Source organism: Pseudomonas sp. MM211 (genome assembly GCF_020386635.1).
Lineage (GTDB): Bacteria > Pseudomonadota > Gammaproteobacteria > Pseudomonadales > Pseudomonadaceae > Aquipseudomonas.
Map to the genome: position 1 here is coordinate 353,459 of NZ_CP081942.1, position 21,250 is coordinate 374,708.

At 60.8% G+C, this 21,250-nt stretch carries 19 protein-coding genes and 2 pseudogenes; 10 read left to right on the plus strand and 11 right to left on the minus strand.

What is annotated here, in order from left to right:
• Positions 1-638: 638 nt before the first annotated feature.
• The 4 genes and pseudogenes from K5Q02_RS24470 to K5Q02_RS01615 all read right to left on the minus strand — a co-directional run bounded on the left by K5Q02_RS24470 (position 639) and on the right by K5Q02_RS01615 (position 2,882).
• A complete protein-coding gene (locus K5Q02_RS24470) occupies positions 639-779 on the minus strand; it encodes a hypothetical protein (protein ID WP_225835720.1) in 141 nt (46 codons plus the stop codon).
• A gap of 50 nt (positions 780-829) precedes the next feature.
• Positions 830-1,218 (minus strand): annotated as a pseudogene (locus tag K5Q02_RS24475) (methyl-accepting chemotaxis protein); the annotation flags it as partial.
• A gap of 9 nt (positions 1,219-1,227) precedes the next feature.
• Positions 1,228-2,031: pseudogene (locus K5Q02_RS24480) on the minus strand (PAS domain-containing protein); the annotation flags it as partial.
• A 239-nt stretch (positions 2,032-2,270) separates the two neighbouring features.
• Positions 2,271-2,882, minus strand: coding sequence for an SDR family NAD(P)-dependent oxidoreductase (locus tag K5Q02_RS01615; RefSeq protein WP_225835722.1), 612 nt, complete (start codon positions 2,880-2,882; stop codon positions 2,271-2,273).
• A 269-nt stretch (positions 2,883-3,151) separates the two neighbouring features.
• Here K5Q02_RS01615 and K5Q02_RS01620 point away from each other — a divergent pair, with 269 nt between their 5' ends.
• Positions 3,152-3,793, plus strand: coding sequence for a response regulator (locus K5Q02_RS01620; RefSeq protein WP_230411028.1), 642 nt, complete (start codon positions 3,152-3,154; stop codon positions 3,791-3,793).
• Entirely contained in the window at positions 3,790-5,130 is a 1,341-nt protein-coding gene (locus K5Q02_RS01625) for a sensor histidine kinase (RefSeq protein WP_225835725.1), read from the plus strand. Before K5Q02_RS01620 ends, K5Q02_RS01625 begins: the two co-directional genes overlap by 4 nt.
• 116 nt (positions 5,131-5,246) lie before the next feature.
• Here the strand turns inward: K5Q02_RS01625 and K5Q02_RS01630 are convergent, their stop codons facing one another.
• Positions 5,247-6,077 carry an SDR family oxidoreductase gene (locus tag K5Q02_RS01630; RefSeq protein ID WP_225835727.1) on the minus strand — a complete coding sequence of 277 codons (831 nt, stop codon included), beginning with the start codon at positions 6,075-6,077 and terminating at the stop codon, positions 5,247-5,249.
• A gap of 100 nt (positions 6,078-6,177) precedes the next feature.
• Between K5Q02_RS01630 and K5Q02_RS01635 the strand changes: the two genes are divergently transcribed.
• Positions 6,178-7,077 (plus strand): LysR family transcriptional regulator, encoded by a 900-nt coding sequence (locus K5Q02_RS01635; protein ID WP_442963953.1) that lies wholly within the window; start codon positions 6,178-6,180, stop codon positions 7,075-7,077.
• 209 nt (positions 7,078-7,286) lie between these two features.
• Here the strand turns inward: K5Q02_RS01635 and K5Q02_RS01640 are convergent, their stop codons facing one another.
• Positions 7,287-8,318, minus strand: coding sequence for an NADP-dependent oxidoreductase (locus tag K5Q02_RS01640; RefSeq protein ID WP_225835729.1), 1,032 nt, complete (start codon positions 8,316-8,318; stop codon positions 7,287-7,289).
• Between K5Q02_RS01640 and K5Q02_RS01645 the strand changes: the two genes are divergently transcribed.
• On the plus strand, positions 8,311-9,039 hold the full coding sequence (locus K5Q02_RS01645; RefSeq protein WP_228747495.1) for a TetR/AcrR family transcriptional regulator: 729 nt from the start codon (positions 8,311-8,313) through the stop codon (positions 9,037-9,039). The genes K5Q02_RS01640 and K5Q02_RS01645 overlap by 8 nt on opposite strands.
• Before the next feature lie 92 nt (positions 9,040-9,131).
• Here the strand turns inward: K5Q02_RS01645 and K5Q02_RS01650 are convergent, their stop codons facing one another.
• On the minus strand, positions 9,132-9,554 hold the full coding sequence (locus K5Q02_RS01650) for an arsenate reductase ArsC (protein ID WP_225835731.1): 423 nt from the start codon (positions 9,552-9,554) through the stop codon (positions 9,132-9,134).
• A gap of 175 nt (positions 9,555-9,729) precedes the next feature.
• Here K5Q02_RS01650 and K5Q02_RS01655 point away from each other — a divergent pair, with 175 nt between their 5' ends.
• Together K5Q02_RS01655 and K5Q02_RS01660 are read left to right on the plus strand one after the other, a co-directional pair.
• Positions 9,730-12,045, plus strand: coding sequence for a putative bifunctional diguanylate cyclase/phosphodiesterase (locus tag K5Q02_RS01655; protein WP_225835733.1), 2,316 nt, complete (start codon positions 9,730-9,732; stop codon positions 12,043-12,045).
• Positions 12,033-12,905: a phosphate/phosphite/phosphonate ABC transporter substrate-binding protein gene (locus K5Q02_RS01660; RefSeq protein WP_225835734.1), complete on the plus strand. Its 873-nt coding sequence runs from the start codon at positions 12,033-12,035 to the stop codon at positions 12,903-12,905. Before K5Q02_RS01655 ends, K5Q02_RS01660 begins: the two co-directional genes overlap by 13 nt.
• An 18-nt stretch (positions 12,906-12,923) precedes the next feature.
• On the opposite strand, the gene K5Q02_RS01665 is transcribed toward K5Q02_RS01660, so the two are convergent.
• Complete coding sequence (locus tag K5Q02_RS01665) at positions 12,924-13,337, minus strand: hypothetical protein (protein WP_225835736.1); 414 nt, start codon at positions 13,335-13,337, stop codon at positions 12,924-12,926.
• 110 nt (positions 13,338-13,447) lie between these two features.
• On the opposite strand from K5Q02_RS01665, the gene K5Q02_RS01670 reads away from it, so the two are divergent.
• Positions 13,448-13,933, plus strand: coding sequence for a hypothetical protein (locus K5Q02_RS01670; protein WP_225835738.1), 486 nt, complete (start codon positions 13,448-13,450; stop codon positions 13,931-13,933).
• 39 nt (positions 13,934-13,972) lie between these two features.
• On the opposite strand, the gene K5Q02_RS01675 is transcribed toward K5Q02_RS01670, so the two are convergent.
• The 3 genes from K5Q02_RS01675 to K5Q02_RS01685 form a co-directional block, all read right to left on the minus strand.
• Positions 13,973-16,207 carry a TonB-dependent siderophore receptor gene (locus tag K5Q02_RS01675; protein WP_225835740.1) on the minus strand — a complete coding sequence of 745 codons (2,235 nt, stop codon included), beginning with the start codon at positions 16,205-16,207 and terminating at the stop codon, positions 13,973-13,975.
• Positions 16,208-16,523: 316 nt separating this feature from the next.
• Positions 16,524-16,967 (minus strand): GNAT family N-acetyltransferase, encoded by a 444-nt coding sequence (locus tag K5Q02_RS01680; protein WP_225835742.1) that lies wholly within the window; start codon positions 16,965-16,967, stop codon positions 16,524-16,526.
• 198 nt (positions 16,968-17,165) lie between these two features.
• Entirely contained in the window at positions 17,166-18,074 is a 909-nt protein-coding gene (locus K5Q02_RS01685) for a LysR substrate-binding domain-containing protein (RefSeq protein WP_225835744.1), read from the minus strand.
• Positions 18,075-18,200: 126 nt separating this feature from the next.
• On the opposite strand from K5Q02_RS01685, the gene K5Q02_RS01690 reads away from it, so the two are divergent.
• Genes K5Q02_RS01690 through K5Q02_RS01700 form a run of 3 tightly spaced genes read left to right on the plus strand, consistent with a single transcriptional unit; the run spans position 18,201 to position 21,224 of the window.
• Complete coding sequence (locus K5Q02_RS01690; protein WP_225835746.1) at positions 18,201-19,106, plus strand: sugar phosphate isomerase/epimerase family protein; 906 nt, start codon at positions 18,201-18,203, stop codon at positions 19,104-19,106.
• The gene (locus K5Q02_RS01695; protein ID WP_225835747.1) at positions 19,090-19,866 is read left to right on the plus strand and encodes an SDR family NAD(P)-dependent oxidoreductase; all 777 of its coding nucleotides are present in this window, start codon (positions 19,090-19,092) and stop codon (positions 19,864-19,866) included. The genes K5Q02_RS01690 and K5Q02_RS01695 overlap by 17 nt, the downstream gene beginning before the upstream one ends.
• A gap of 50 nt (positions 19,867-19,916) precedes the next feature.
• The gene (locus K5Q02_RS01700) at positions 19,917-21,224 is read left to right on the plus strand and encodes an MFS transporter (RefSeq protein WP_225835749.1); all 1,308 of its coding nucleotides are present in this window, start codon (positions 19,917-19,919) and stop codon (positions 21,222-21,224) included.
• The last annotated feature ends 26 nt before the right edge of the window (positions 21,225-21,250 follow it).

Below are 21,250 nucleotides of genomic sequence, written 5' to 3' on the forward strand. Positions count from 1 at the left end.
CCCGCAGGGCCGCAGCCGTAACATACTAATCATCAACGTCACTTAGGCCCCACGTTCAGAGAGCTAACATAGCCACGCAGGTGGGTCATCGCAGCTGACTCAGGAGTGAGGCCTCGTAGAATCGTGGTGCGCTGAGTTCCGTCTGGAAGCAGCACCAGTATTTCGTCGCCTAAGTCTGTGTAGGACGCGGCATAAACGACGCCGTCATGTACCAAGATGATTTCTTCTTCCATTAATAATCTCTAAATCGTGTTTTGAGCGTATCTGACGAAGTGAGTCAGCATGTCTACACCACACCCTAGTAAAGCAATCCAATACGCTCAGGCATAGCTAAACAGAACGCATTCGATCAGTGCCAGGATAAAGGATATTTGAAGGGATAAGACGATATAAACAACCATGAAAACTTCATTAAAATCAGACAGATAAAATAAATTTTAGCTCTTGGTGCCGCACCATACGACACAAGGCCCCGCAAAAATGCGTGGCCTTGTCGTTTCTGGCAGTTGCTTATGCAGCGCCCACGAGAAGTCCACTAGAGCGAACGACTCAAGGCTGGGTCGGGTATTGCCAAGCTTGGCGGGCTCGATCAGAAGCGCTCGATGAGTCACCCGCAGGCCCTCACCGAGCGCTTTGCGTCAGTTCGAGACCTGGCTGGAGAACTGGCTCACGGCGGCGACGACGCACTCGGCGTCCTTCTGGATATCCTGGATCACGGTGTCGGAGTCGTTGGCCAGGGTCAGTGCTTCATCGGCCAGCTCGCGGCTGCGGTTGATCACGTCGACAGCATTGGAGGCGAGCTCCTGGTTCTGTTGCACCACGCCGACAATTTCCTGGGTGGCTTTCGAGGGCCCTTGAAGCGAGCTGACGGACTTCATCTGCCACCACGGCGAAACCACGGCCTTGCTCACCCGCACGTGCAGCTTCTATCGCGGCATTGAGCGCTAGCAGGTTGGTCTGGTCGGCGATGCCGCTGATGGCTTTGACGATGGCTTCGATCATCTGGCCCTGCTGATCCAGCGCCTGAATACCCTGGGTGGCGTTCTCCATCGAGCTGGCCAGGCGATGCAGCACTTCGACCGTATTACGGATGACCTCACGGCCCTTGCTGGCGCTGGTGTCCGTCTGCAGCGATGTGCTGTAGGCCAGGTTGGCGGCCTGGGCGACGGCTTTTTCCAGGTTCACCTGCTCGGTGATCACGGTGGCGAACTTCACCACCTTGTAGAGCTTGCCGTGAATATCGGTGATGGGGTTGTAGGAGGCTTCCAGCCAGACGTCTCGACCGCTGCTGTCGATGCGGCGGAAGCGCGCGACGACGAATTCACCGCGGCGCAAGCGCTCCCAGAACTGACGATAGCCCTCCGAGGCACTCTCCTCGGCGGTGCAGAACATGCGGTGGTGCTTGCCCACAACCTGCGCGAGGTTGTAGCCCATGCCGCGCAGGAAGGAATCGTTGGCGGTGATGACCGTACCGTCCAGGCTGAATTCGATTACCGCCGTCGAGCGCAGCAGCGCCTTGACCAGGCTCTCGTTCTCCAGCGACGCCTCGATGGTGCGCGTCAGGTTGCTGGAGTGGATGACCACCTGCTTTGTGCCACTCAAATGATCGCTCATGGGAATGACCACAGAACGCAGCCATACGTGCTGGCCATCCTTGCCCAGCAAGCGCAAGGCACCGTTGAAATGGCGACGCTCCTTGATCGCGGAGAGCGCGCGCAACTGGTGCGGGTCACGGGCCAGTTCCGACGGCGATAGCTGGGTCAGGTACTGCCCCTCGACTTCCCCGGCCCGGTAGCCGAGTTCGTTCTGGAACAGCTCGTTGACACGCTCGATGCGGCCATCCGCGCTGAGCTGGATGATGATCATTTCCTTTTCGAGGTTCTCCCTTACCTCCTCCTGCATCGCTAAGCGAGCTTCCAGCTCACTGTTGATTTGTTTGAGGCGAGAGTTGAACACGACAAGGACTCCAGAGTAGGTATCACTGCATCGGCCCGAGGACGAGAATCTTGAAAAGTGAGTATTGCCGAACATGGCCTTCTTGAGCACGGATCGCTCGCACGCCAGCGGCCAGGCACAGGGTTGCGCTTGCAATAAGCACTCAGCGAGTAAGGCTGGATTGTCGCTGCAGGCAACTATGCAGGGTTGGCGTCCTGGCAAGGGCAAGAAGCATCAGTCGCTATCGCGGTTTTAACGTGCCTGGCGGGCGACCACCCCTTGGAGGTGAGGCCTATGTGGGGATCTTCTGATTCGCCCCCTGCAAGGCTACATGATCATGGCTTGGCGAGAAGGCCACTGCTCTGCTGCGTGAAACCGGCATTATGCCGACAGAGTAGCGAGCCAATGCTGAGCATGCCGATATGTACACCCTCGCAGGCCAGCTCCTGCCGAAGGCCTTGCAGATAGCTGCACGCCGCGGTCGCTGGGTCTTTATCGCCAGGGTTCGGCGGTGTGGCCACTTCAGTGTCGTTGCGCTCGACCAGGATGGCGCCCGACTTGCGCGAGCGCATTTCTGGCAGCACTTCGTCCACCACGGCAGTCATGCTCAGGTAGGTAAGCGCGCATGTTTCGGTGGCGCTGTCCGGGTTCAATGCGGCGGCGTAGTCAGCTGTATTGAGCGGATCGAGGCCGTAGTACACCGCATCGATAGGGCCGACCGTGCTGCGGATGGATCTGATCATCGCCTTGGCGTGCTCGGGGCTGGAGACGTCGCCGGTGAAGGTTCGTGTCGAGATGCCTTCGCTTTCCAGCACGGTCGTCAGTGCGCGCACGCACTGCGCGTCATCGGCCACCAGCACCACGTCGTAGCCGTCATTGCCGTACTGGCGAGCGGCCAATGCACCTGCGCTGTTCTGCGCACCGAATACCACAAGAGTCCGACTCATGATCAGCCCTACCTAACAGTTGCGGTGCTCTGCTGGCACAGATCTGCAGGTAGCACATGTCCCGGCAGGATCTGTGCACCGGCTAGGCAGAGAAAGCCGCTGCGACGCATGAAGCCCCGATCCCTGGGAGCAGTTGTCCTGGCATAGTCACCGCCGAACATTGCCTGAACATTGCGTCGCAAACTTTTGCGCTCCGCTACTATGGCGCCTCGGTGAAACGGTGCGGTGAAGCGGCTTTGCGAATCCTTCTGGTCGAAGATGACTTACCTATGGCCCAGGCCCTGCAGGCAGCGTTGGGGCGCCATGGCTTGATCGTGGACATGGTTCATTCGCTCGCCGCAGCGGCGATGACCTTGCGCCTGCATGTGCACGATCTGTTGCTCCTCGATCGCGGCCTGCCCGATGGCGATGGTCTCGACTTCATTACCACCGCCCGGCGCCTGTCGCCCGCCCTGCCGATCGTGCTGCTGACCGCCCGCGGGGAAATCGCAGAACGGGTCGATGGCCTGAATGGTGGGGCGGACGATTACGTGGTCAAACCCGTTGCCGCCGACGAACTCCTGGCCCGCATAAGGGCCATCGCTCGGCGCCCGGCAACAGTCATTCTGCCTACCGCCACCCTTGGCGCGCTGTCTTTCGACTTCACCGCCAGTGAGGCCATCGTCGATGGCCTGCCGCTTCATCTACCCCGGCGCCAGCTGCTGATTCTGGAGGCCCTGATCTATCGCCAAGGGCGAACCGTGCTGCGAGAAAACCTTCATGAAGCGGTCTACGGCCTGGCCGACGAAATCCAGTCGAACGCGCTCGATGCCCATGTCTCGAAGCTGCGTCGCGCACTGAAGGAAGCCGACGCAGGGGTCGAGATCGCGGTGATTCGTGGCGTCGGCTATCTGCTCAAGGAAGGCCAATGAAAGTACTGCACAGCCCCTCACTGATCGGCCGCCTGCTCTGGTCGCTGTGCCTCATGCAGGTGGTGGTTCTGATGACCTCGATTGCGGGCACGCTGTACTACATCATCGACGACCGATTCACCTTCATGAACGACTCGGTCATCGACACCCTGGTAGGGGCCATTTCGGTACAACCACAGGGCCTGTCGTTCGAGCCCACCGCTGAGCTGCGTGACTTGCAGGCCGCCAACCCGGATCTCTGGGTCACCATCCGCGATGCCAATGGCCATCGCCAGCAACTGGGCAGCGTCCCATCCGAGTATCAGGCCCTGGAACAGAGCCTGCCCTTGCTGGGTGTCTCGCAAATGCGTGCTCTGCCAGAGCAGCACAAACTGACGATGCGCATCGAGGTCAAGCCGATACAAGGGCAGCAGGTTCATATCATGGTTGGCGGAGTGGCGACCTCGAACTTCATGAACCTGATCTTTCTCGCCACCGGCTTGCTCAGCCCCTACTTTCTGACGCCGCTGATCCTGTTCACGCTGCTCGCGACGCCCATCGTCGTGCTGCACGCGACCCGAGGTGTGCGGAGGGTGACCAAAGAGGCCTCCGCCCTCGATATATCCACCCCGGATGCTCACCTGACGGAAGACTCCGTGCCCCGGGAGATCCGCCCGCTGGTCAGCGCCTTCAATGCCGCCATGGAGCGGCTGAGCAAGGCCTACCACGCCCGTGACCGATTTCTGCGCGACGCCGCCCATGAGTTACGCATGCCCATCGCCGTGCTCATGGCACGCATCGACGGTATGCCGTCGCACCCACTGAAGCCGGTTCTGCTCATCGACCTGAGCCGTCTGGCCACCGTCGCCGAACAGTTGCTGGATTTGCAGCGGTTGCAGTCCCCACAGGTCGAATTCGTCCGCGTCGATCTCGTCGCACTAGCCCGCGACATCGTTTCCGACATCGCCCCCGTGGCCCTGTCCCGTTGTGATGACCTGGTACTCAATGCGCCCGACCAGCCCGTTTGGGTACTTGGCCAGGCGAGTGCACTGAGCCGTGTGATAACCAACCTGGTACAGAACGCCCTCGTGCATGGCGAAGCCACCGGCACCATCAGCATCACTGTAACGCCACGCGGCACCGTGGCTGTCACCGACCAGGGCAAAGGCGTAGCCAGCGAAGACCGCGAGCATATCTTCCACCCCTTCTACCGGGGCAAGACCGACAAACCCGGCCATGGCCTCGGGCTGCATCTGGTAGAGGAAATCGTGCGCGCTCACAGGGGCCGTATCACCGTGACAGACGCCGCTGCGGGAGGTGCCGTTTTCACGGTGTATCTGCCGGTGGTGTCGTCATAGGGTGATATTCGCCGGCCGTCTCCTGACGGCTGGCAGCTTCGAATGGATTCGGTTGGTGGTGTCATCTGATTCAAGCCGCCTGCGCAAGCAAGACCGATGAATTGCCTGGCTCCGATTCAGGAGGCAACGTCCGCCGAGAGCGCGACGTCTCTCGTGCTTTCGAGCTCATCCAGTCTTTCCTGCAGACCCCGGCTGATAGAGGCATAGGCGGTACTGCCCAGCGCCAGGCGCAGTGGCGGGGAAGGCAGGTCTGCGGCCATGATCATGGCATCGACGGTTCTGAGTGCGTCGCCCTTGATGACGAAGTCGCCTGACGCCAGGGCGCGGCGAACGTCGCCTGCCGGGGTCTGCTCGTAGCAGGCCATGATCTCGGTGCGATCCAGCCCCTGCGCGAAGTTGGTGGCGGTGGGCCCCGGCTCGGCGATGATGAAGTCGATGCCAAAGGGCGCGACCTCCTTGGCCACAGACTCGACGAAGCCTTCGATCCCCCATTTGGTGGCGTGGTACAGGCTGAAGCTCGGGTAAGTGATCTGGCCACCCTCCGACGATACCTGGACGACACGGCCGCCGCCCTGCCCGCGCAAATGCGGCAGCACCGCGCGGATAAGCTGGATCGAGCCGAGCATATTGGTCGCAATCTGCCGCTCGACCTGTTCGTCGCTGGCTTCTTCCGCCGCCCCGAACAGCCCATAACCGGCGTTGCTGACCACAACATCAATGCGTCCAGCGGACTCGAACGCCTCGGCGACCACTGCCCTTATCGCCGCAGTATCGGTCACGTCGAGCGTCAGCACCTGCAGACGATCGGCGTGCAGCGCCAGCAGATCATCCAGCGCTCCCGGTCGGCGCAATGTGGCGAGCACACGGTCGCCACGCGCCAGCAGACGTTCGGTGAGCAGGCGGCCGAGGCCGGTCGATGTACCTGTGATGAGCCATGTCTTGGCCATGAGAAACCTCCTGAAGCAAAGCGAGTGGCTAATAAGAAGGCTCAGGCTATGGCACTATTATTATTGTGTGAATAACCACCAAATAGCATGAAGAGGTGAAATGAAATCACCAATTAGCAAACCAACCCTCACTGATCTGCGCGCTTTCCAGGCGGTGGCCGAACACCGCAGCTTCCGCCGTGCAGCGGATCTACTGGGCGTCACCCGTTCCTCGCTGAGCCATACGGTACGCAGCCTCGAGCAGCGGCTGGGCACTCGCCTGCTGCACCGCACCACGCGCAGTGTTTCGCTGACCGAGAGTGGCGAGCGTCTGCTCCTGCGTCTGGCCCCGCTGTTGAGTGATCTGGAGGCGGCGCTCGAAGATGTCGCCGGGCCACAGGGACGAATCCTCGGCAAGCTGCGCATCAATGGCAGCGAAGGTGCGATCAGATTGTTGCTGCAAACCGTGGTGCCGGAATTTCTCGCCCGGCATGACGGCGTCGAACTCGACCTCGTGGCCGAAGGGCGCCTCGTCGATATCGTCGAACAGGGCTTCGATGCCGGGATCAGGTTAAGGGAAGCGGTGCCGCTGGATATGGTCGCGATTCCTGTAGGCAGCGACCTGCGCTTTCTCGCCGTGGCCTCGCCCGATTACCTGCGCGCCCGGCCCGCGCCGCAAACGCCGGATGACCTTGGCCAGCACCAATGCATCCGCCAGCGTCTGCCCAGCGGCAAACTGTATCGCTGGGAATTCCACAGGCAGGGCCGGGATGTGGCAGTCGATGTGCCTGGCGTTCTGACCCTGGACAACAGTCAGCTGATGGTCGAGGCCGCAGCCGACGGCCTGGGTATCGCTTACGTGCCGGAGCCTTTCGCACGAGCCTACCTGGATGACGGCAGGCTGACCTGCGTGCTGGAAGACTGGTGCCCGCCGATCCCCGGCCTGTTTCTCTACTACCCCAACAACCGCCACGTGCCAGCAGGCCTGCGCGCGTTCATAGAGATACTGCGAGAGTCGTAAGGCAGCCGTGGAATAGGATCCGGGTTCTCCTTCTATCCACCCCTTACGCATGCGGCGTGAAGACTCTGGCCGGATCGGAACCCACCCGACCCCTAGCGTCAGAAAGACGCCGATGACGGCGCCCATTGAGTTGTATACGGCTCTGCAATCGACCACCAGGCCACTTACCGATGCAGGCGGCTTTGCGCATCGACAGCCGTTGCGCCAGCTTACGGTTCGCCGACCTGAACGATCGTCTTGCCGAAATTGCGGCCCTTGAGCTGGTCGATCAAGGCTTGCGGTGCCGTGTGCAGACCATGGGTAACCTGCTCGCGATAGCTCAATTTGCCGTCAGCAACCCACTGCCCCGCCTCCTGAAGAAAATCGGCCATTTGCTCTTCGGCGTATTCCGTCTGGATGAAACCACGCAGAGTCAGGCTCTTGCCCATGATCTGAGCCATGGTGTTGGGCAGGCGATCGGTGACTTCCTGTGCACCGGAGGGCTTCTCGTACTGGGAGATAACGCCGCAGACAGGCACGCGGGCGTAAGTATTCAGCAGCGGCAGTACTGCATCCCAAATCTTTCCACCGACGCTCTCGAAGTACACATCGATGCCATCCGGGCAGGCTTTCGCCAATTGTTCGGCGAAGTCCGGCGCGTTGTAATCAACCACCGCATCGAAATGCAGTTCGTCCTTCGTGTAGGAGAGCTTGTGCGCTCCGGTGGTAATGCCAACTGCCCGGGCGCCACGCAAGCGGGCGATTTGTCCGACCATGGAGCCGACCGCCCCGCTCGCCGCGGCGACCACCACGGTCTCGCCGGGTTTCGGTTTGCCGATGTTGCGCAGCCCCGCATAAGCCGTGAAACCGGTCATGCCGAGCACACCCAGGGCGGTGGAAGGCGGTGCCAGGTTCGGATCGAGGCGACGCAGGTCGCTTCCATCCGAGAGGGCAAAGCGTTTCCAGCCGGAGAAGGCCAGCACCCAATCACCCGCCTGCCAGTCGGGATGCCGGGACTCCCTGACACGCGATACCGTCGCCCCGACGATGACCTGATCGATCTCGATAGGGTCGTTATAAGATTTCTCGGCCCTCATCCACCAGCGCATGTAGGGATCGATCGACAAGTAAATGGTTTCCAGCAGCAGCTCGCCCTCCCCTGGAATTGGCACTGCCACATCCTCCAGACGCAAGTCCGTTAGTTGCAAATCTCCATCTGGACGCGCGGCCAGCACGACCTGCTGATTCGATGCCATGTTCATTTCGTTCTCCTGCTCAGGGTTGATCACGTTACCGATTGAGCGGCTTGTCGCCACACTCACATACACAATGTATGCAATTAATGTATTAACATACACACTGCATGTCAATGCACCGATCGATAAGGAGAGCGCAATGGCGCGGCAAAAACGTGCGGATATGATCGCGGCAACCCGCAGCAAGCTGATCGCTGCCGGGCGCAAGGCCTTTGCCGAGAAGGGCTACGCCGATACGGCCATGGAAGATCTGACTGCCGATGTCGAACTGACGCGCGGCGCGCTGTACCACCATTTCGGTGGCAAGAAAGGCCTGCTGGAAGCCGTCATCGCCCAGATCGACGAAGAATCATCTGCGCGGCTGCGAGCGGTCGTGGAGCAGGCGAGCTCGCCTTGGGAAGGCTTCGTCGAGGAGAGTGTCGAGTGGATCAGGCTGGCGCTCGAGCCGGAAATTCGACGCATCGTGCTGCTCGATGGCCCGGCCGTTCTTGGCGAACCGGCGCGGGCGGCCAGCCACAGCGCGTGCCTGATAAGCACCATGCAGAGCATTGAGGCGTTGATCGAGCAGAACGTCATCAAGCCGGTGGATGCGCGGGCGACCGCCTACCTCGTCAACGGCGCAGCACTGAATGCGTCACTGTGGATTGCCGGTGCGGACGATCCACAGCAGGCGTCGGCAGACGCGATCGCCAGCTTTCGTGAGCTGCTATCCGGCTTGCGGCGCTGAGCCTGTCATGACGGGCAAGCGGCACATGTCGCAGCCCCCGCACCAAAGGCGCAGCCCTGGCTGCGCCTCCCCTGCCACACCCAACACGTCAGCTAGGCGTTGACGACCTTGTTCTTCAACAGGGTAAACATGCGCACGCGCTCGCTGATTTCCTGAAAGGTGTGGCGAAAGGCGTCGTCGTGCTCGTCAGCTGTGGGATCGGCGAAATTCCACACCAGCGCTTCCTTGGACGATGGCAACAACAGCGGCTCGTCCGAGGATTTGTCGCACAGGTCGATCAGGTAGTCGAAGTGCTGCCCGGCAAACTCGTCTATCGACTTGCTGCGCAGCCCTTCGGAGCTTACACCTGCGTGCTCCAGCGTCGTGATGACCCGTGGATCGAGCTGCCCCGGTTGGGTGCCGGCACTGTGCGCCTCGAAGTGCTCGCTCTCCAGGTGACGTAACAACGCTTCGGCCATGGGCGAGCGTGCATCGTTGGCCACGCAGACGAACAAGACCCGTAATTTTTCGCTCATTTTCCATCCTCCCGTGCTCACATCAGTGATTCGACCGACAGGCATCGAAAACGACCATGCCTGGCATGCTCTCGAGCCCAGTAGACCGCTCGTGAGCCGAGACCTATCCATATGTCACGAAAACGTCATCAGATAGTATTAATTTGCCACCACTGATTGAGTGGGATGAACAGTGGTGATCCGTCGTTTTGTGTCATCCCTGAGCTTCTTGCAGCTAATGCTCCTGGCCTTATGCGCCATCACCCTCGCCTTTCTGTGGGGCCTGTATCTGCAGCAGAAAGACACCTCACAGCAAGAAGCGCTCGCCGCCAAGGCCGCCGAACACCTGAACCTGTCGACCATGGCTGCGGAAAATCTCAGCCAACTGGTGGATCGCGCTCAGGCCATTGGCCGAGTCGCGCAGATCGATCTACGTGACCAGAGACAGAGCCATTGGAACCTGGTGCGCATGCTCGCCGAAGACCCGGTGCTCAAGCGCATGAGCCTCTACGACAGCAGGGGTCGAGCGCTTTCTTCCAGCCACACCGACGAGCCACCGCAACTGCCGGAAGAATGGTTGACGCTCCTGAACGCGCATATCGCTCGCCATGGCTTCAAACCGCTTTTGCCTCTCTTGAAAAGCGAATCGCAGCTTACTTGGCGCTTGCCCTTCCTACTGCCTCTTACCGATCCGACGACACGCTCACTCGAGGGTATTCTGCTGGTGCAGCTGGATATCGGTTATCTGGCCGTGCTGCTGCAGAACATCGACCTCGGCGGCAGCGGCCTGATGCGCCTGCTAGACAGCGCCGGACGGGAGCGCCTGCGCATCAGCAGCAGTGGCGTGGTGGTGGACGGTGCAGCGCTGACCCCTGACTTGCCAGACAGCGACGAGCTATCGGGGCGGCACCGCCAGTTCAGTGCTGACGGTGAATACCAGAGCCTTTACCGACGCGTACCGCAACGCGGCTTCACGGTAACGATGAGCCAGCGCAAGGAGGAAATCCTCGCCCCATCGCGGCTCACCTATGATCGCCAGTTCTGGCTGAACGTGAGCATGACACTGCTGATCCTCACCGGGCTGCTCTGGACCTGGCGCGTGCTGGGCAAGCGTCAGGAGGCGTTTATCGCCTTGGAGCACGCCCAGCAGATCAACCAGCAACTGATCAACCGCCTTGAGGAAGAGCACCGACATAGCAGCCACGCCGCGGCCACGGATCACCTCAGCGGCCTGCACAACCGTCGCCAGTTCATGGAAGTGGCGGCTCGGGCGCTCACCGAACAGCGCGGCAAACGTCAGTTGATGGCAACGTTGTTCATCGACATGGATCGCTTCAAGTCGATCAACGATTCCTTGGGCCACAAAGTCGGCGACCTGCTGTTACAGGCGGTGGCAGGCCGTATCAGTCGCGCCCTCGAGCCGGGCGACGAGGCCGCACGGTTTGGCGGCGACGAGTTCGTCGTCCTGCTGGCCGGCGAGCGTAGCGAGGAGCAGATCGGCGCCTGGGTACGAACCCTGGTGAAGAAGCTCTCGGAAACCTACTCGCTGGACGAACACGAGCTGAACACCAGCCCCAGCATTGGCGTGAGCATCTGCCCCCGTGACGGCCAGGTCGTGGACGAGCTGATCCGCTGTGCCGACGCCGCGATGTACTCCGCCAAACAAGCTGGGCGCGGCCAGTACCGCTTCTTCGATCCCTCATTGAACAAGGTCGATATCGAGGAGTTCTCGCTGGAACAGGCCTTTGGCCTGGCGCTGAAGGAGCGTCAGTTCGTCCTTCACTACCAACCGCAGATTCGCCTCGACTCAATGCGCGTGGAAGGCTACGAAGCATTGGTGCGCTGGCAGCATCCGGAGTTCGGCCTGCTCTACCCGGACCGTTTCATCACCCTGGCCGAACGCAGCGGTTTCATCGTCGCCCTGGGCTGGGAGGTGCTGCGCCTGGCCTATGAAGAACTGGCTCGTTGGCAAGCGTTAGGGGTGCAAGCGTGGCTGGCGGTCAACGTCTCGCCGCTGCAATTGCGCCAGGCAGATTTCAGCGAGCGCCTGCTGGGCGAGCTGCAGCGCTACGGCATCCCGCAGGGCAGCCTGGAACTGGAAATCACTGAAACTGCGGTGCTGGATCAGGAAGGCCAGGCCATCGAGAACCTCAGTCGACTGCGCGATGCCGGCCTGAGCATCAGCCTCGACGATTTCGGACAGGGCTACGCCGGCTTCTCGCACTTGCAGTCGTTGCCGCTCAACCGATTGAAGATCGACCGAACGATGATCGCCCAGCTCTCCAATAGCCATGACGACAGCCCCATCGTCACGTCCACCATCATCCTCGCCAAACGCCTTGGGCTGGAGGTCGTGGCCGAGGGCGTGGAAACCCGCGAGCAACTGGTATGCCTGCGCCTGGCTGGCTGTGATCTCGCTCAGGGATACCATTTCAGCCGCCCGATGACGGCGGCACAACTGCGCGAATACGCCCCTTTCATCAACGCTGCGGAGCCCCCATGCGAACAATAAAGTACATGGTCGGCCTGCTGCTGGCGTTAGCGCTGACCACTCATGCCCAGGCCAACTGTTCGCAGCAAAGCCTGCGCATCGGGGTGATCCCCAAAAAGAGCATGGAAGTGCTGATGAAGGAGCATCAGCCACTGCTCGATCGCCTGAGCGACGTGGTGGCCATGCCAGTAGAGATCGTTGCGGCGTCGTCCTACGAAAGCGTGGTCGACGCCATCGTTTCGGGTGGTGTGGACATCGCCTGGCTCGGCCCGGCTTCCTACGTACTGGCCCACCAGCGCGATCCACGCATCGAACCCTTCGCCAGCCTGACCATAAAAACCGGCTACTTCACCCCCGCCGGCCACCACTACCAGGCATTGCTGCTGACACGTCGTGAAACCGCCACAGACCTGCCAGAACTGCGCGGCAAACGGGTGGCCCTGAGCGATCCGGCCAGCACCTCCGGCAGCGTGGTGCCCAATGCCGAGTTCTCGGCGCAGCAAGGCGTGCCGCTATCGACGTTCTTTGGCTCGGTGGTCTACACCGGCTCCCATGACAAATCCCTGGACGCGCTGCTGGACGGCAGGGTCGATGCCGCTTTCGTCGCCAGCGTGCGCGCCGATGACTACCTGAACAGCGGAAAAATCCAGCGCGACACCTTCAACGTACTGTGGCGTTCGGATGACATCTACTACGACCCTTACGTCTTCAGTGCGAACCTGTGCCCAGCGCTCAAGGCCCTCATCCGCACCGCCATGCTCACCCAGCTGGATGGCCTGGCGACCTTCCTCGCCTCCCAGGATGCATCAGGGATAACCCCCGTCAGCCACGCCGAATACGCACCGCTGATACGCATGATGCAGATGGCGCCCGCGCCCTGATCACGGCAGCGCCTGTGATCAGGAAACAATCCTCCAGACGCACATCGCAACCGCCCAGGCCAGAAACAGGGCAGTCAACACAACCACCGTGCGCGCCAGTATCGTCCAGGCGAACCAGCGGGTATTGCGGCCACAACGCCAGACCACCACCAGGCTGAAGCAGGCATATATCAACAGCGGCGGCAGCGCGATGAGCGCAAACACGTACCAACCTGCCCTGCCCAAAAACTGCGCGTCCCAGCGTTGCACCAGCTCAAGGATCGGTACGGCGAAGTGCTCCAGCACACCGAAACGAAGAACCACATAGACGAGCACAAGCCCAAGGAAATGTACCAACCAGAATGCTTTCCAGAGCGGCTTGCCGCCCTTCAGGTAGCCGGCTGGCTCAATGTAGGGATCCGTACCCGGTGACTGATAAGGGGACGACGTCATGCTGACTCCTGCAGCGAGTGAAACCGCTTGATATCCTAGCCCATCGGCTCGAAACGATAGTAAGCCTCGCCATGCAGCGGGCAGCGTGTCAGCAACCTGGGGAAAATACGATGAAGACGTTACAGCGCGGATCCGGCCATGTGTTCAGCCTGATGGTCATCGCGCTCATTGGCTGGGGTGCTTACGTCACCCTCTACGTGCCCTACGAGCACAAAAAATCGATGGACGCGTTTCGCAGCCAACCGCCAACAGTGAGCCAGGCGAAGATGGACATCGTCGACACCTACAAGGCCAAGCCGACGCCCGAGCAACTACCGCAGGGGCTGTACACCGGCAAGGCCGAACAGGACGGCTACCCGATGACCATCAGCTTCGATTTTGGCGACAACCAGGTCATCACCAAGAAGGCTCATATCAAAAATTACGAGTTCAAGGGCTCAGCGGCTTATGACTTCGTGGGCTCGGTGATGACCTTCGGCAAGGTGCAAGGCGACGCCGTGCTGTTTCCCGGAACCGGCGAACCCATCGAGGTGATCAGCGCGACCGAGATCCAGGTGCCGGGGCCTGGGACGACGCTGGTGTTGAAGCAGAAGTAAAAGCCCTGCGGCCAAGTGGGCCGCAGGGCTAGGGCTGCATCAGAAGCGATACTTGGCCGATGCGGTCAGACTGCGTGGGGCGCCGTAGGTCAGAGCACCGAAGGAATCGAAAACGTCGAAGTACTTCTCGTCGGTCAGGTTGTCGGCATTGAGCTGCGCCGACAGGTTGTCAGTGATGTCGTAACGCGCCATCACATTGACCAGAGCATAGGCGTCCTGGGTGATTTTCTCGGAGTTGCCCTGAGGGTTGGGCGCATAGGTATAGATGGAGTCCTGCCAGTTCACGCCACCACCAATAGTCAGCTTGTTAAACACACCCGGCAGGCGGTAGGTGGTGAATGTACGCAACAGCTTGGTCGGGTAAATGGTGTTGGCCGCTTTACCATCGGCGTCTCTAACTTTGAACTGGGTATAGCCTACGGTTGCGTTCCAGCCCTCAGCCACTTCGCCGGAGACTTCAAGCTCGAAGCCTTCGCTGGTGACATCCGTTCCCTCGTAAGCGAACTCGTTAGGCGTGACGTTGGGAATGTATAAGCCGGTGCTTTGTGCCAGGTTGTCCTGCTTAATCTTGAAGATAGCAGCAGAGGCATTCAGACGACCGTCGAGGAACTCGGCCTTCAGACCGGTTTCGTAGCTCTCACCGATGATCGGAGCTAGCTGTTTCCGATCACTGTCGCGCTGCGATTGCGGCAGAAAAATCTCTGTGTAGCTGGCGTATGCCGAGAGATTCTCGGTCAGATCGTAAATAACGCCTGCATAGGGCGTCAGCTCATTCTTGGCCTCCAATTTGGAGCCCAACTGATCCTTCTCGTAATTGCTGTTTCGAGCCCCAAGGATGACTTTCAGGTCATCAGCAACGTTCAGGCGTGTAGCCGCAAAAACACCGTCCTGCGTCGTCTTGCTGGAGTCGCTGTCGGTCAGGCCGCCCCAGGCCGGCTCAGGGATCGAGTGGCCGAAATCGCTGTTGAAGTCAAAATCTGTGCCGAGGCCGATGTAGCCGCGGGTATCAGCATCGAATTTCTGCCTGCTGCGGTTGTAACCGAACGCCAGATCATGGCTACGTCCAAAAGCCTGAAACTGGCCATCGAGCTGCGCGAAATAATCGTACTGGGTGGTCTTCACCTTGTAGGCGCCACCAGAGTAAGCGGCGAACGCGCCCTCCAGCTCACCGGTAGTACGGTTCGGGAATCCATTCGGATACAGCAGATAGGAGTCGGCATTACGCTCGCTGTAGCTGTAACCAACCTTGGCATGCCAGTCATTGGCAAAGGTGTGCTCGAGGTTGGCAAAGTATGTGTCAGTGCCGGTGTCCCACTTGCTCCAGTCGGCCGAAATGGACTTGGAACGACTCCAGTCGGTACGCCCACCATCGGAGTACCAGATCGGCAGCGCACCCCAGGTTGGCGACTTGGCTTTGTTGTCCTGCTGGCTGAGGCCGAACCACAGGGTGGTATCGGGCGTCAGGTCGATATCCATAGTGCCGTAGAAGGTCTGACGCTTGTTGCCCTTCATGTCCATCCAGCTGTTGCCGTCCTCCACCTCCCCCACCAGGCGCGCACGTACGGTGCCCGCCTCGTTCAGTGCCATGGAGATATCGCCCATGGTGCCGTAGGTATCCCAGCTACCTGCACTGGCTTCGACAGAGCCCGTCAGTTCACGACTGCTGGCGCGCTTGCGCACCATGTTCAGCGAAGCGGAGGGATCGCCCGCACCGGTCATCAAGCCGTTGGCGCCACGTACCACTTCAACCCGATCATACATGGCCAGGCTGCTGAAGATCTCACCCGAGCTCCAGGGCTGTTCCCAGATGGTGGAGACGCCGTCGATCATCAGGGAGTTGAGCTGGAAGCCCCGGGCGTTGATCTGGCCACGGTCAGACTCATAACGGTTCATGGACACGCCGACAGTGTTGTTGACCACGTCGTTGATAGTGCGCATGTCCTGATCTTCCATACGCTGACGGGTAACCACACTCACCGACTGCGGCGTTTCACGCAGCGACATGTTAAGCGGCGTAGCGGTGCGTGCCGAGCGCGTGGTGTAGGACTGGGTGCCTTCGGTCACGGCTGCGTCATCACGGCTGACGGTTTCGGTGATAGCGGTTGCGTCGAGCTCCACCGGAGCGCTCTGCTCGGCCTGCTGAGCATAAGCAACGGGAGCACCGAATAGCACACCGGCAACCACCAGGCGTACGGCCAGCGCCAGGGAGCAGACATTCATGCACGAAGCGCTGGCACCGGCATCCTGCTGACGAGAAGTTTTGTTATGGGACATGAGAGGCTCCGACAACAGCGCTTCGGGCATCACCGCTCTCTTCCTTGAAACATGTGCGGGATTCGCTGGCAGACAAGGTTTTGTCTGGGCAGGCATCACCGCATCCGGTCTGCTATCCGTACCGGAACGATCAAGCTCACGCTGGGCATGAACCGAGGTCGGGATGACATCGGCAAAATCCGCGCGAGACTATGTAAATGAGTTATATTTGTAAATAGCAATTCATCGCAAAGGCGATGCATTGCCATTCTTGCGTATCAACTCTCGATTTCTGCTCAAGAAAGGGCCTCTCCACCTTGAACAAATCGAGGCTAAATCAACGCGACCGCTGATAGTGAAGGTAGCCCTGAGCGTTGGCACCGACATGGACGAAGCCTGCGCGCTCGTAGAGGATGACCGCAGGGTTGTCTGGGCGCACATGCAGACCTAACCGGGTGAAACCCTGTGCCGCTGCCGAAGCCATATACGCCTCAAGCAGTGCCCGGCCAATACCGTTTCGCCGGTAAGCCTCGCTGACACTGATCGTGCAGAGCTTGGCTTGATCCTGCTCGGGCATCCACAGCGAATAGCCGGCGAACATGCCGTCCACCTCGGCGACCGTGAGGCGGTCGATGTTCTCCACCCAACTGGTGAGATGCCGCTCCATCTGCAGCCGCCAGGCATCTTCATGGGCAGGCTCCCAAGTCTGAATGTAGGACTGCTCTCCCCGGTAAACCAGAGGAAGATCGGTGATGCAGCCTGGTCGGAGAGTGAGCGCCATCCGAACCTCCGGGGTGATGTGCGGGAGGTCATGATAGAGCGCACGGCCCAGGGGATTCCAGATTCGAAGCGGCCTGAAGTAGACGCCAGCTTCCACACCTGAGCACAGGCCCAAGCTCGGTGCCGAACGCCAGGTACAGCTTGTGATCGGGCTCGGTGCAAGGACGCGCCGTGCAATCAGCTAACCAACCTCACTCGTTCACTCAATAGCTCGCCAGCCACGAAGCAGTTGGGCGAAATGCTGCGCCGCGCCCGAGAGCGGGCGATCGGTAGGCGTGGTCAGGCCAACCGGCGCGCGTAACAGCGGGCTGGCGAACGGCAGTGGGCTGACGATACCGAGGCGTAAATCCAGATCGACCACGCCGCGCTGCACGAACCACACGGCGTCGTAGTCCTGCACGTAGACGCGCGAGAAGGTTTCGCTGAGCGATTCGAAAATCTGGAAGCCCTCGCCTGCATCCTCGGACAGCAGGAAGTTGTCCACGCTGGTACGTACCAGCGTGCCTTGCGGTGATGCGAGTAACACGTAGGGCCGCAAATCATCGAGCAGCAGGTGCTCGCGCCCGGCGAGCGGGTGATCCTTGCGCACCACCATGAGCAGGTCTTCTTCGTAGAGCGCCTCGAACACCACGCCGAGCATGTCCCTGCCGATCAGGCGACCAACGATCAGGTCGATGTCGTGGGTGCGCAGCTTACCCACCAGGTATTCGTAAACACCGGACAGCACCTGAACCCGCACCTGAGGGTAGCGCTCGCGCATTTGCGCGATCACCGGTGCGAGCATGTAACCGGCCGCTGTCGGCAATGCACCGATACGCAGCAGCTCGGGCGCTTCGGCAGAGCGCTGGGCCTGGTCCATCGCCTGGCTAAAGCTCGCCAGCGTTTGCGCCGCATGCTTGTGGAAGGTTTCTCCGGCCTGAGTCAGTTGCATGCCCTTGCGGCCGCGAATAACCAATTGCACACCTAGTTCCTGCTCCAGCTCCTTGAGGCTCTTGGAGACGGCGGAGAGCGTGATATGCAGAAGTTTTGCGGCGGTGGCGAGGCTGCCCGAGCTGACGACAGCCAAGAAGACCCGCAAGTGACGAAGGCTGATGGTGGATTGGCTCACGGTAGTTGGCCAGCAGATGGTTGACCTACAGGTTAATTTCAACGGGATTTTTTATCAATTTAATCAACCTGAAGCATGACTTAGCATCATCCACAGGTTTCCAATAACGATAATCAGGACTCACTCATGATGCAGCCCACTCCACGCCTCGGGGCCTCCAGTGCATCGCTGCCCAGCCTCAGCCCTGAGGACCTGGCAGATGAACTCGCCCGCCTGGGCTATCAGGGCGTCGAATGGCGAGTCGCCGATGTCGGTCATCTCGACCCGGCCCATCCCTGGGACGCCCGCCAGAACAATCGCTGCACCATCGCTCCCACTGAAGCCGCCGTCATACGCATCCAGCGTCATTGCCAGGCGCTTGGGCTGCAGATCATCGGCCTCAGCCCGTACCTTACGGTGGGCGACTTGGAGCAGGCCAGCCGCCTGATCGACCTGGCAGCCCTCGCCGGCCAGGCGCGGCTGAGGCTCTGGGCTCCGAACTATGGCAGCGAGCGCTACGCCGAAGCCTATGGGCGCATGCGCAGGTTCCTCGACCAGATCCTGCCGCGTGCCGAGGCGCAAGGCGTGCAACTGGTACTGGAAGTTCATCAGCGCACCATCTGCTCGAGCCCTTCCCTGGCCATGCGCGTGGCTGAGCATTACCCAGCCAGCAGCCTTGGCATCATCTACGACATCGGCAACCTCGCCATCGAAGGCCGGGAAGACGTGCAGCTGTCCCTCGATCTGATGGGCCCGCACCTCGCCCACGTGCAAGTCAAGAACGTGTCCTACAGCCCGCTTGGCCCTGGTCTGGGCTGGCAGTGGGACTGGTGCCCGCCGGACGAAGGCGTACTACCGTTGGCCGCCATGTTGAAAACCCTCGGCGCAAGCGGCTTCGCCGACTGGATATCGATCGAGGACTTCTCCACGACCTACGGCGACCTGCAGAAGCTATCCCGTAATCGTGACTTGGTTCGCCACTACCTGGGGCTCGACTCCGAACCTGATCTGCACTCCGCCACGAGGCACACTGCCAATGAACACTGCCATTAAACGCCCCGTCGCGCTGGTCACCGGCGCAGCTGGCGAGCTGGGTCGCGCCATCTGCATGCGCCTGTGCCGCGACGGCATGCATGTCATCGCCGTCGACCTTGACCTGCCGGCCGCCCAGACGCTGGTGGACAGCATGGACTGCCAGGCGGATCAACGCGCCATCGCCTTGCATGCCGACATGGGCGACAAGAATTCCATCGATGCCATGGTCGAGCAGGCTGGCGCCGCATTCGCACGCATCGACGTGGTGGTGAACAACGCGGCAGTCAACCACCGCGGTTCGCTGTTCGACTTCGATCCCGCCAAGTGGGATCACATGATGGCCGTGAATCTGCGCGGCCCGGCACTGCTGTGCCAGAAGGTAGCGCCTTACTGGCAGGCCCAGGGCAGTGGTCGGGTGATCAACATGGTGTCGCGCTGCTGGGTCGCGGGTGGCCCGCCCGCCTACGTCGCCTGCAAGGCCGGGCTGGTTGGCCTGACGCGCTCCATGGCCCGTGAACTGGCGCCTTATCAGGTCACGGTCAACGCCATCGCTCCTGGCCTGCTGCCCTCGGCTTTCACCTTGGACGGGCGTGATGCCGAGAGCTTCGAGCGGATGGCCCAAGGCTCTATCAACAGCACGCCACTGAAACGCCTGACAACGCCGGAAGACATCGCCAACACCACGGCCTTCCTGGCCTCCGCCGACGCCGCGTTCATCACCGCAGAGGTGATCCACGTGTGCGGCGGCAGTCAGTTAGCGCCCTTCGGTAGCGGCTGACGACCACGCCCCCGCTCTTCAACCATCACAAAGACAATAAAGGTTGCCCCATGAATACCCACCCCGTTAAAGACCGGCGCATGGCGCGCAAGGCTGCCTTTGGCAGCTTCCTCGGCAGCGTCGTCGAGTACTACGATTTCTTCATCTACGGCTCGGCAGCGGCGCTGGTGTTCAGCACGCTGTTCTTTCCGTCCAGCGACCCCATGGCGGGCACACTCGCCGCGCTGGCCACCTTCGGGGTCGGCTACATTGCCCGGCCTGTCGGTGCATTGCTGTTCGGGCACCTGGGCGACCGCATCGGTCGCAAGAAGGTGTTGATGATGACCTTGCTGCTGATGGGCCTCGCCACCACCATCATCGGCCTGCTGCCGACCTACGCCACCATCGGTGCCTGGGCACCCGGTTTGCTGGTCGCCTGCCGCCTGCTGCAAGGCCTGTCAGCCGGCGGCGAACAGGTCGGCGCCAGCCTGCTGACCATGGAACATGCACCCGGAACGAAAAAGGCGTTTTACACGAGTTGGTTGATCAACGGAGCGTCGATGGGTTCGATCCTGGCGACCTCGGTGTTCATCCCGCTGTCGATGCTCAACGAAGAACAACTGCTGTCGTGGGGCTGGCGCATTCCGTTCCTGCTCAGCGCCCTGATGGTCATCGTGACCCTGATCATCCGCGCCGGCGTGGATGAAAGCCCGGAGTTCGCCGCCAAGAAGGCCGACGTTGCACAGGCGCCAGTCGTGGAAATGTTCAGCAAGGAGTGGCGTGCGTTCATTGTGGTGTTCTGCTGCGCGTTGATCTGCTCGGTGTCGTCACTGGTGATGATCTTCGGACTGTCGTGGGGCGTGAACAATCAGGGCGTCGACCGCTCCTCGATGCTCACCGCAATTGCCGCCAGCCAGGTAGTGGCGCTGATCTGTCAGCCATTATTCGGGCTGCTGGCTGATCACATCGGCAAGAAGCGCATTTTCGTGATCGGCTCCCTGGCCTGCTGCGTTGGTGTGTTCCTGTTCCTCTGGTCGATCACCACCGGCAACATTGCCCTGATCATCTTCGCGACCGTAGTGCTCAAAGGCATCATCTACAGCGCACCGAACGCCCTGTGGCCATCGTTCTACGCCGAGATGTTCAGCATTCGGGTGCGTTACACCGGTGTAGGCCTGGCAACTCAGCTCAGCTTCATCGTCGCCGGTTTCTCGCCGAGCCTGTGCTATGCACTCCTGGGTGGTGGCTCCGACTGGCTGCCGGTGGCCTACTTCATCGGTGGCCTGGCACTGATTGCGGCCATCGCCGGCATGGTGTCACGCCCCGCAGCTGAGGCAGCCCCGCAACAGGCGAGCAGACCTCTGGCCGCACACGGTTGACCCTCAATCCGGACGCTGCACGGTGT

Coding starts and splice junctions, on each gene's coding strand:
- K5Q02_RS01615 (WP_225835722.1), bottom strand. CDS start 2,882: ATGAGTCGGACTCTTGTGGTATTCGGTGCGCAGAACAGCGCAGGTGCA.
- K5Q02_RS01620 (WP_230411028.1), top strand. CDS start 3,152: ATGGCCCAGGCCCTGCAGGCAGCGTTGGGGCGCCATGGCTTGATCGTG.
- K5Q02_RS01625 (WP_225835725.1), top strand. CDS start 3,790: ATGAAAGTACTGCACAGCCCCTCACTGATCGGCCGCCTGCTCTGGTCG.
- K5Q02_RS01630 (WP_225835727.1), bottom strand. CDS start 6,077: ATGGCCAAGACATGGCTCATCACAGGTACATCGACCGGCCTCGGCCGC.
- K5Q02_RS01635 (WP_442963953.1), top strand. CDS start 6,178: ATGAAATCACCAATTAGCAAACCAACCCTCACTGATCTGCGCGCTTTC.
- K5Q02_RS01645 (WP_228747495.1), top strand. CDS start 8,311: ATGTTCATTTCGTTCTCCTGCTCAGGGTTGATCACGTTACCGATTGAG.
- K5Q02_RS01640 (WP_225835729.1), bottom strand. CDS start 8,318: ATGAACATGGCATCGAATCAGCAGGTCGTGCTGGCCGCGCGTCCAGAT.
- K5Q02_RS01650 (WP_225835731.1), bottom strand. CDS start 9,554: ATGAGCGAAAAATTACGGGTCTTGTTCGTCTGCGTGGCCAACGATGCA.
- K5Q02_RS01660 (WP_225835734.1), top strand. CDS start 12,033: ATGCGAACAATAAAGTACATGGTCGGCCTGCTGCTGGCGTTAGCGCTG.
- K5Q02_RS01665 (WP_225835736.1), bottom strand. CDS start 13,337: ATGACGTCGTCCCCTTATCAGTCACCGGGTACGGATCCCTACATTGAG.
- K5Q02_RS01670 (WP_225835738.1), top strand. CDS start 13,448: ATGAAGACGTTACAGCGCGGATCCGGCCATGTGTTCAGCCTGATGGTC.
- K5Q02_RS01675 (WP_225835740.1), bottom strand. CDS start 16,207: ATGTCCCATAACAAAACTTCTCGTCAGCAGGATGCCGGTGCCAGCGCT.
- K5Q02_RS01680 (WP_225835742.1), bottom strand. CDS start 16,967: ATGGCGCTCACTCTCCGACCAGGCTGCATCACCGATCTTCCTCTGGTT.
- K5Q02_RS01690 (WP_225835746.1), top strand. CDS start 18,201: ATGATGCAGCCCACTCCACGCCTCGGGGCCTCCAGTGCATCGCTGCCC.
- K5Q02_RS01695 (WP_225835747.1), top strand. CDS start 19,090: ATGAACACTGCCATTAAACGCCCCGTCGCGCTGGTCACCGGCGCAGCT.
- K5Q02_RS01700 (WP_225835749.1), top strand. CDS start 19,917: ATGAATACCCACCCCGTTAAAGACCGGCGCATGGCGCGCAAGGCTGCC.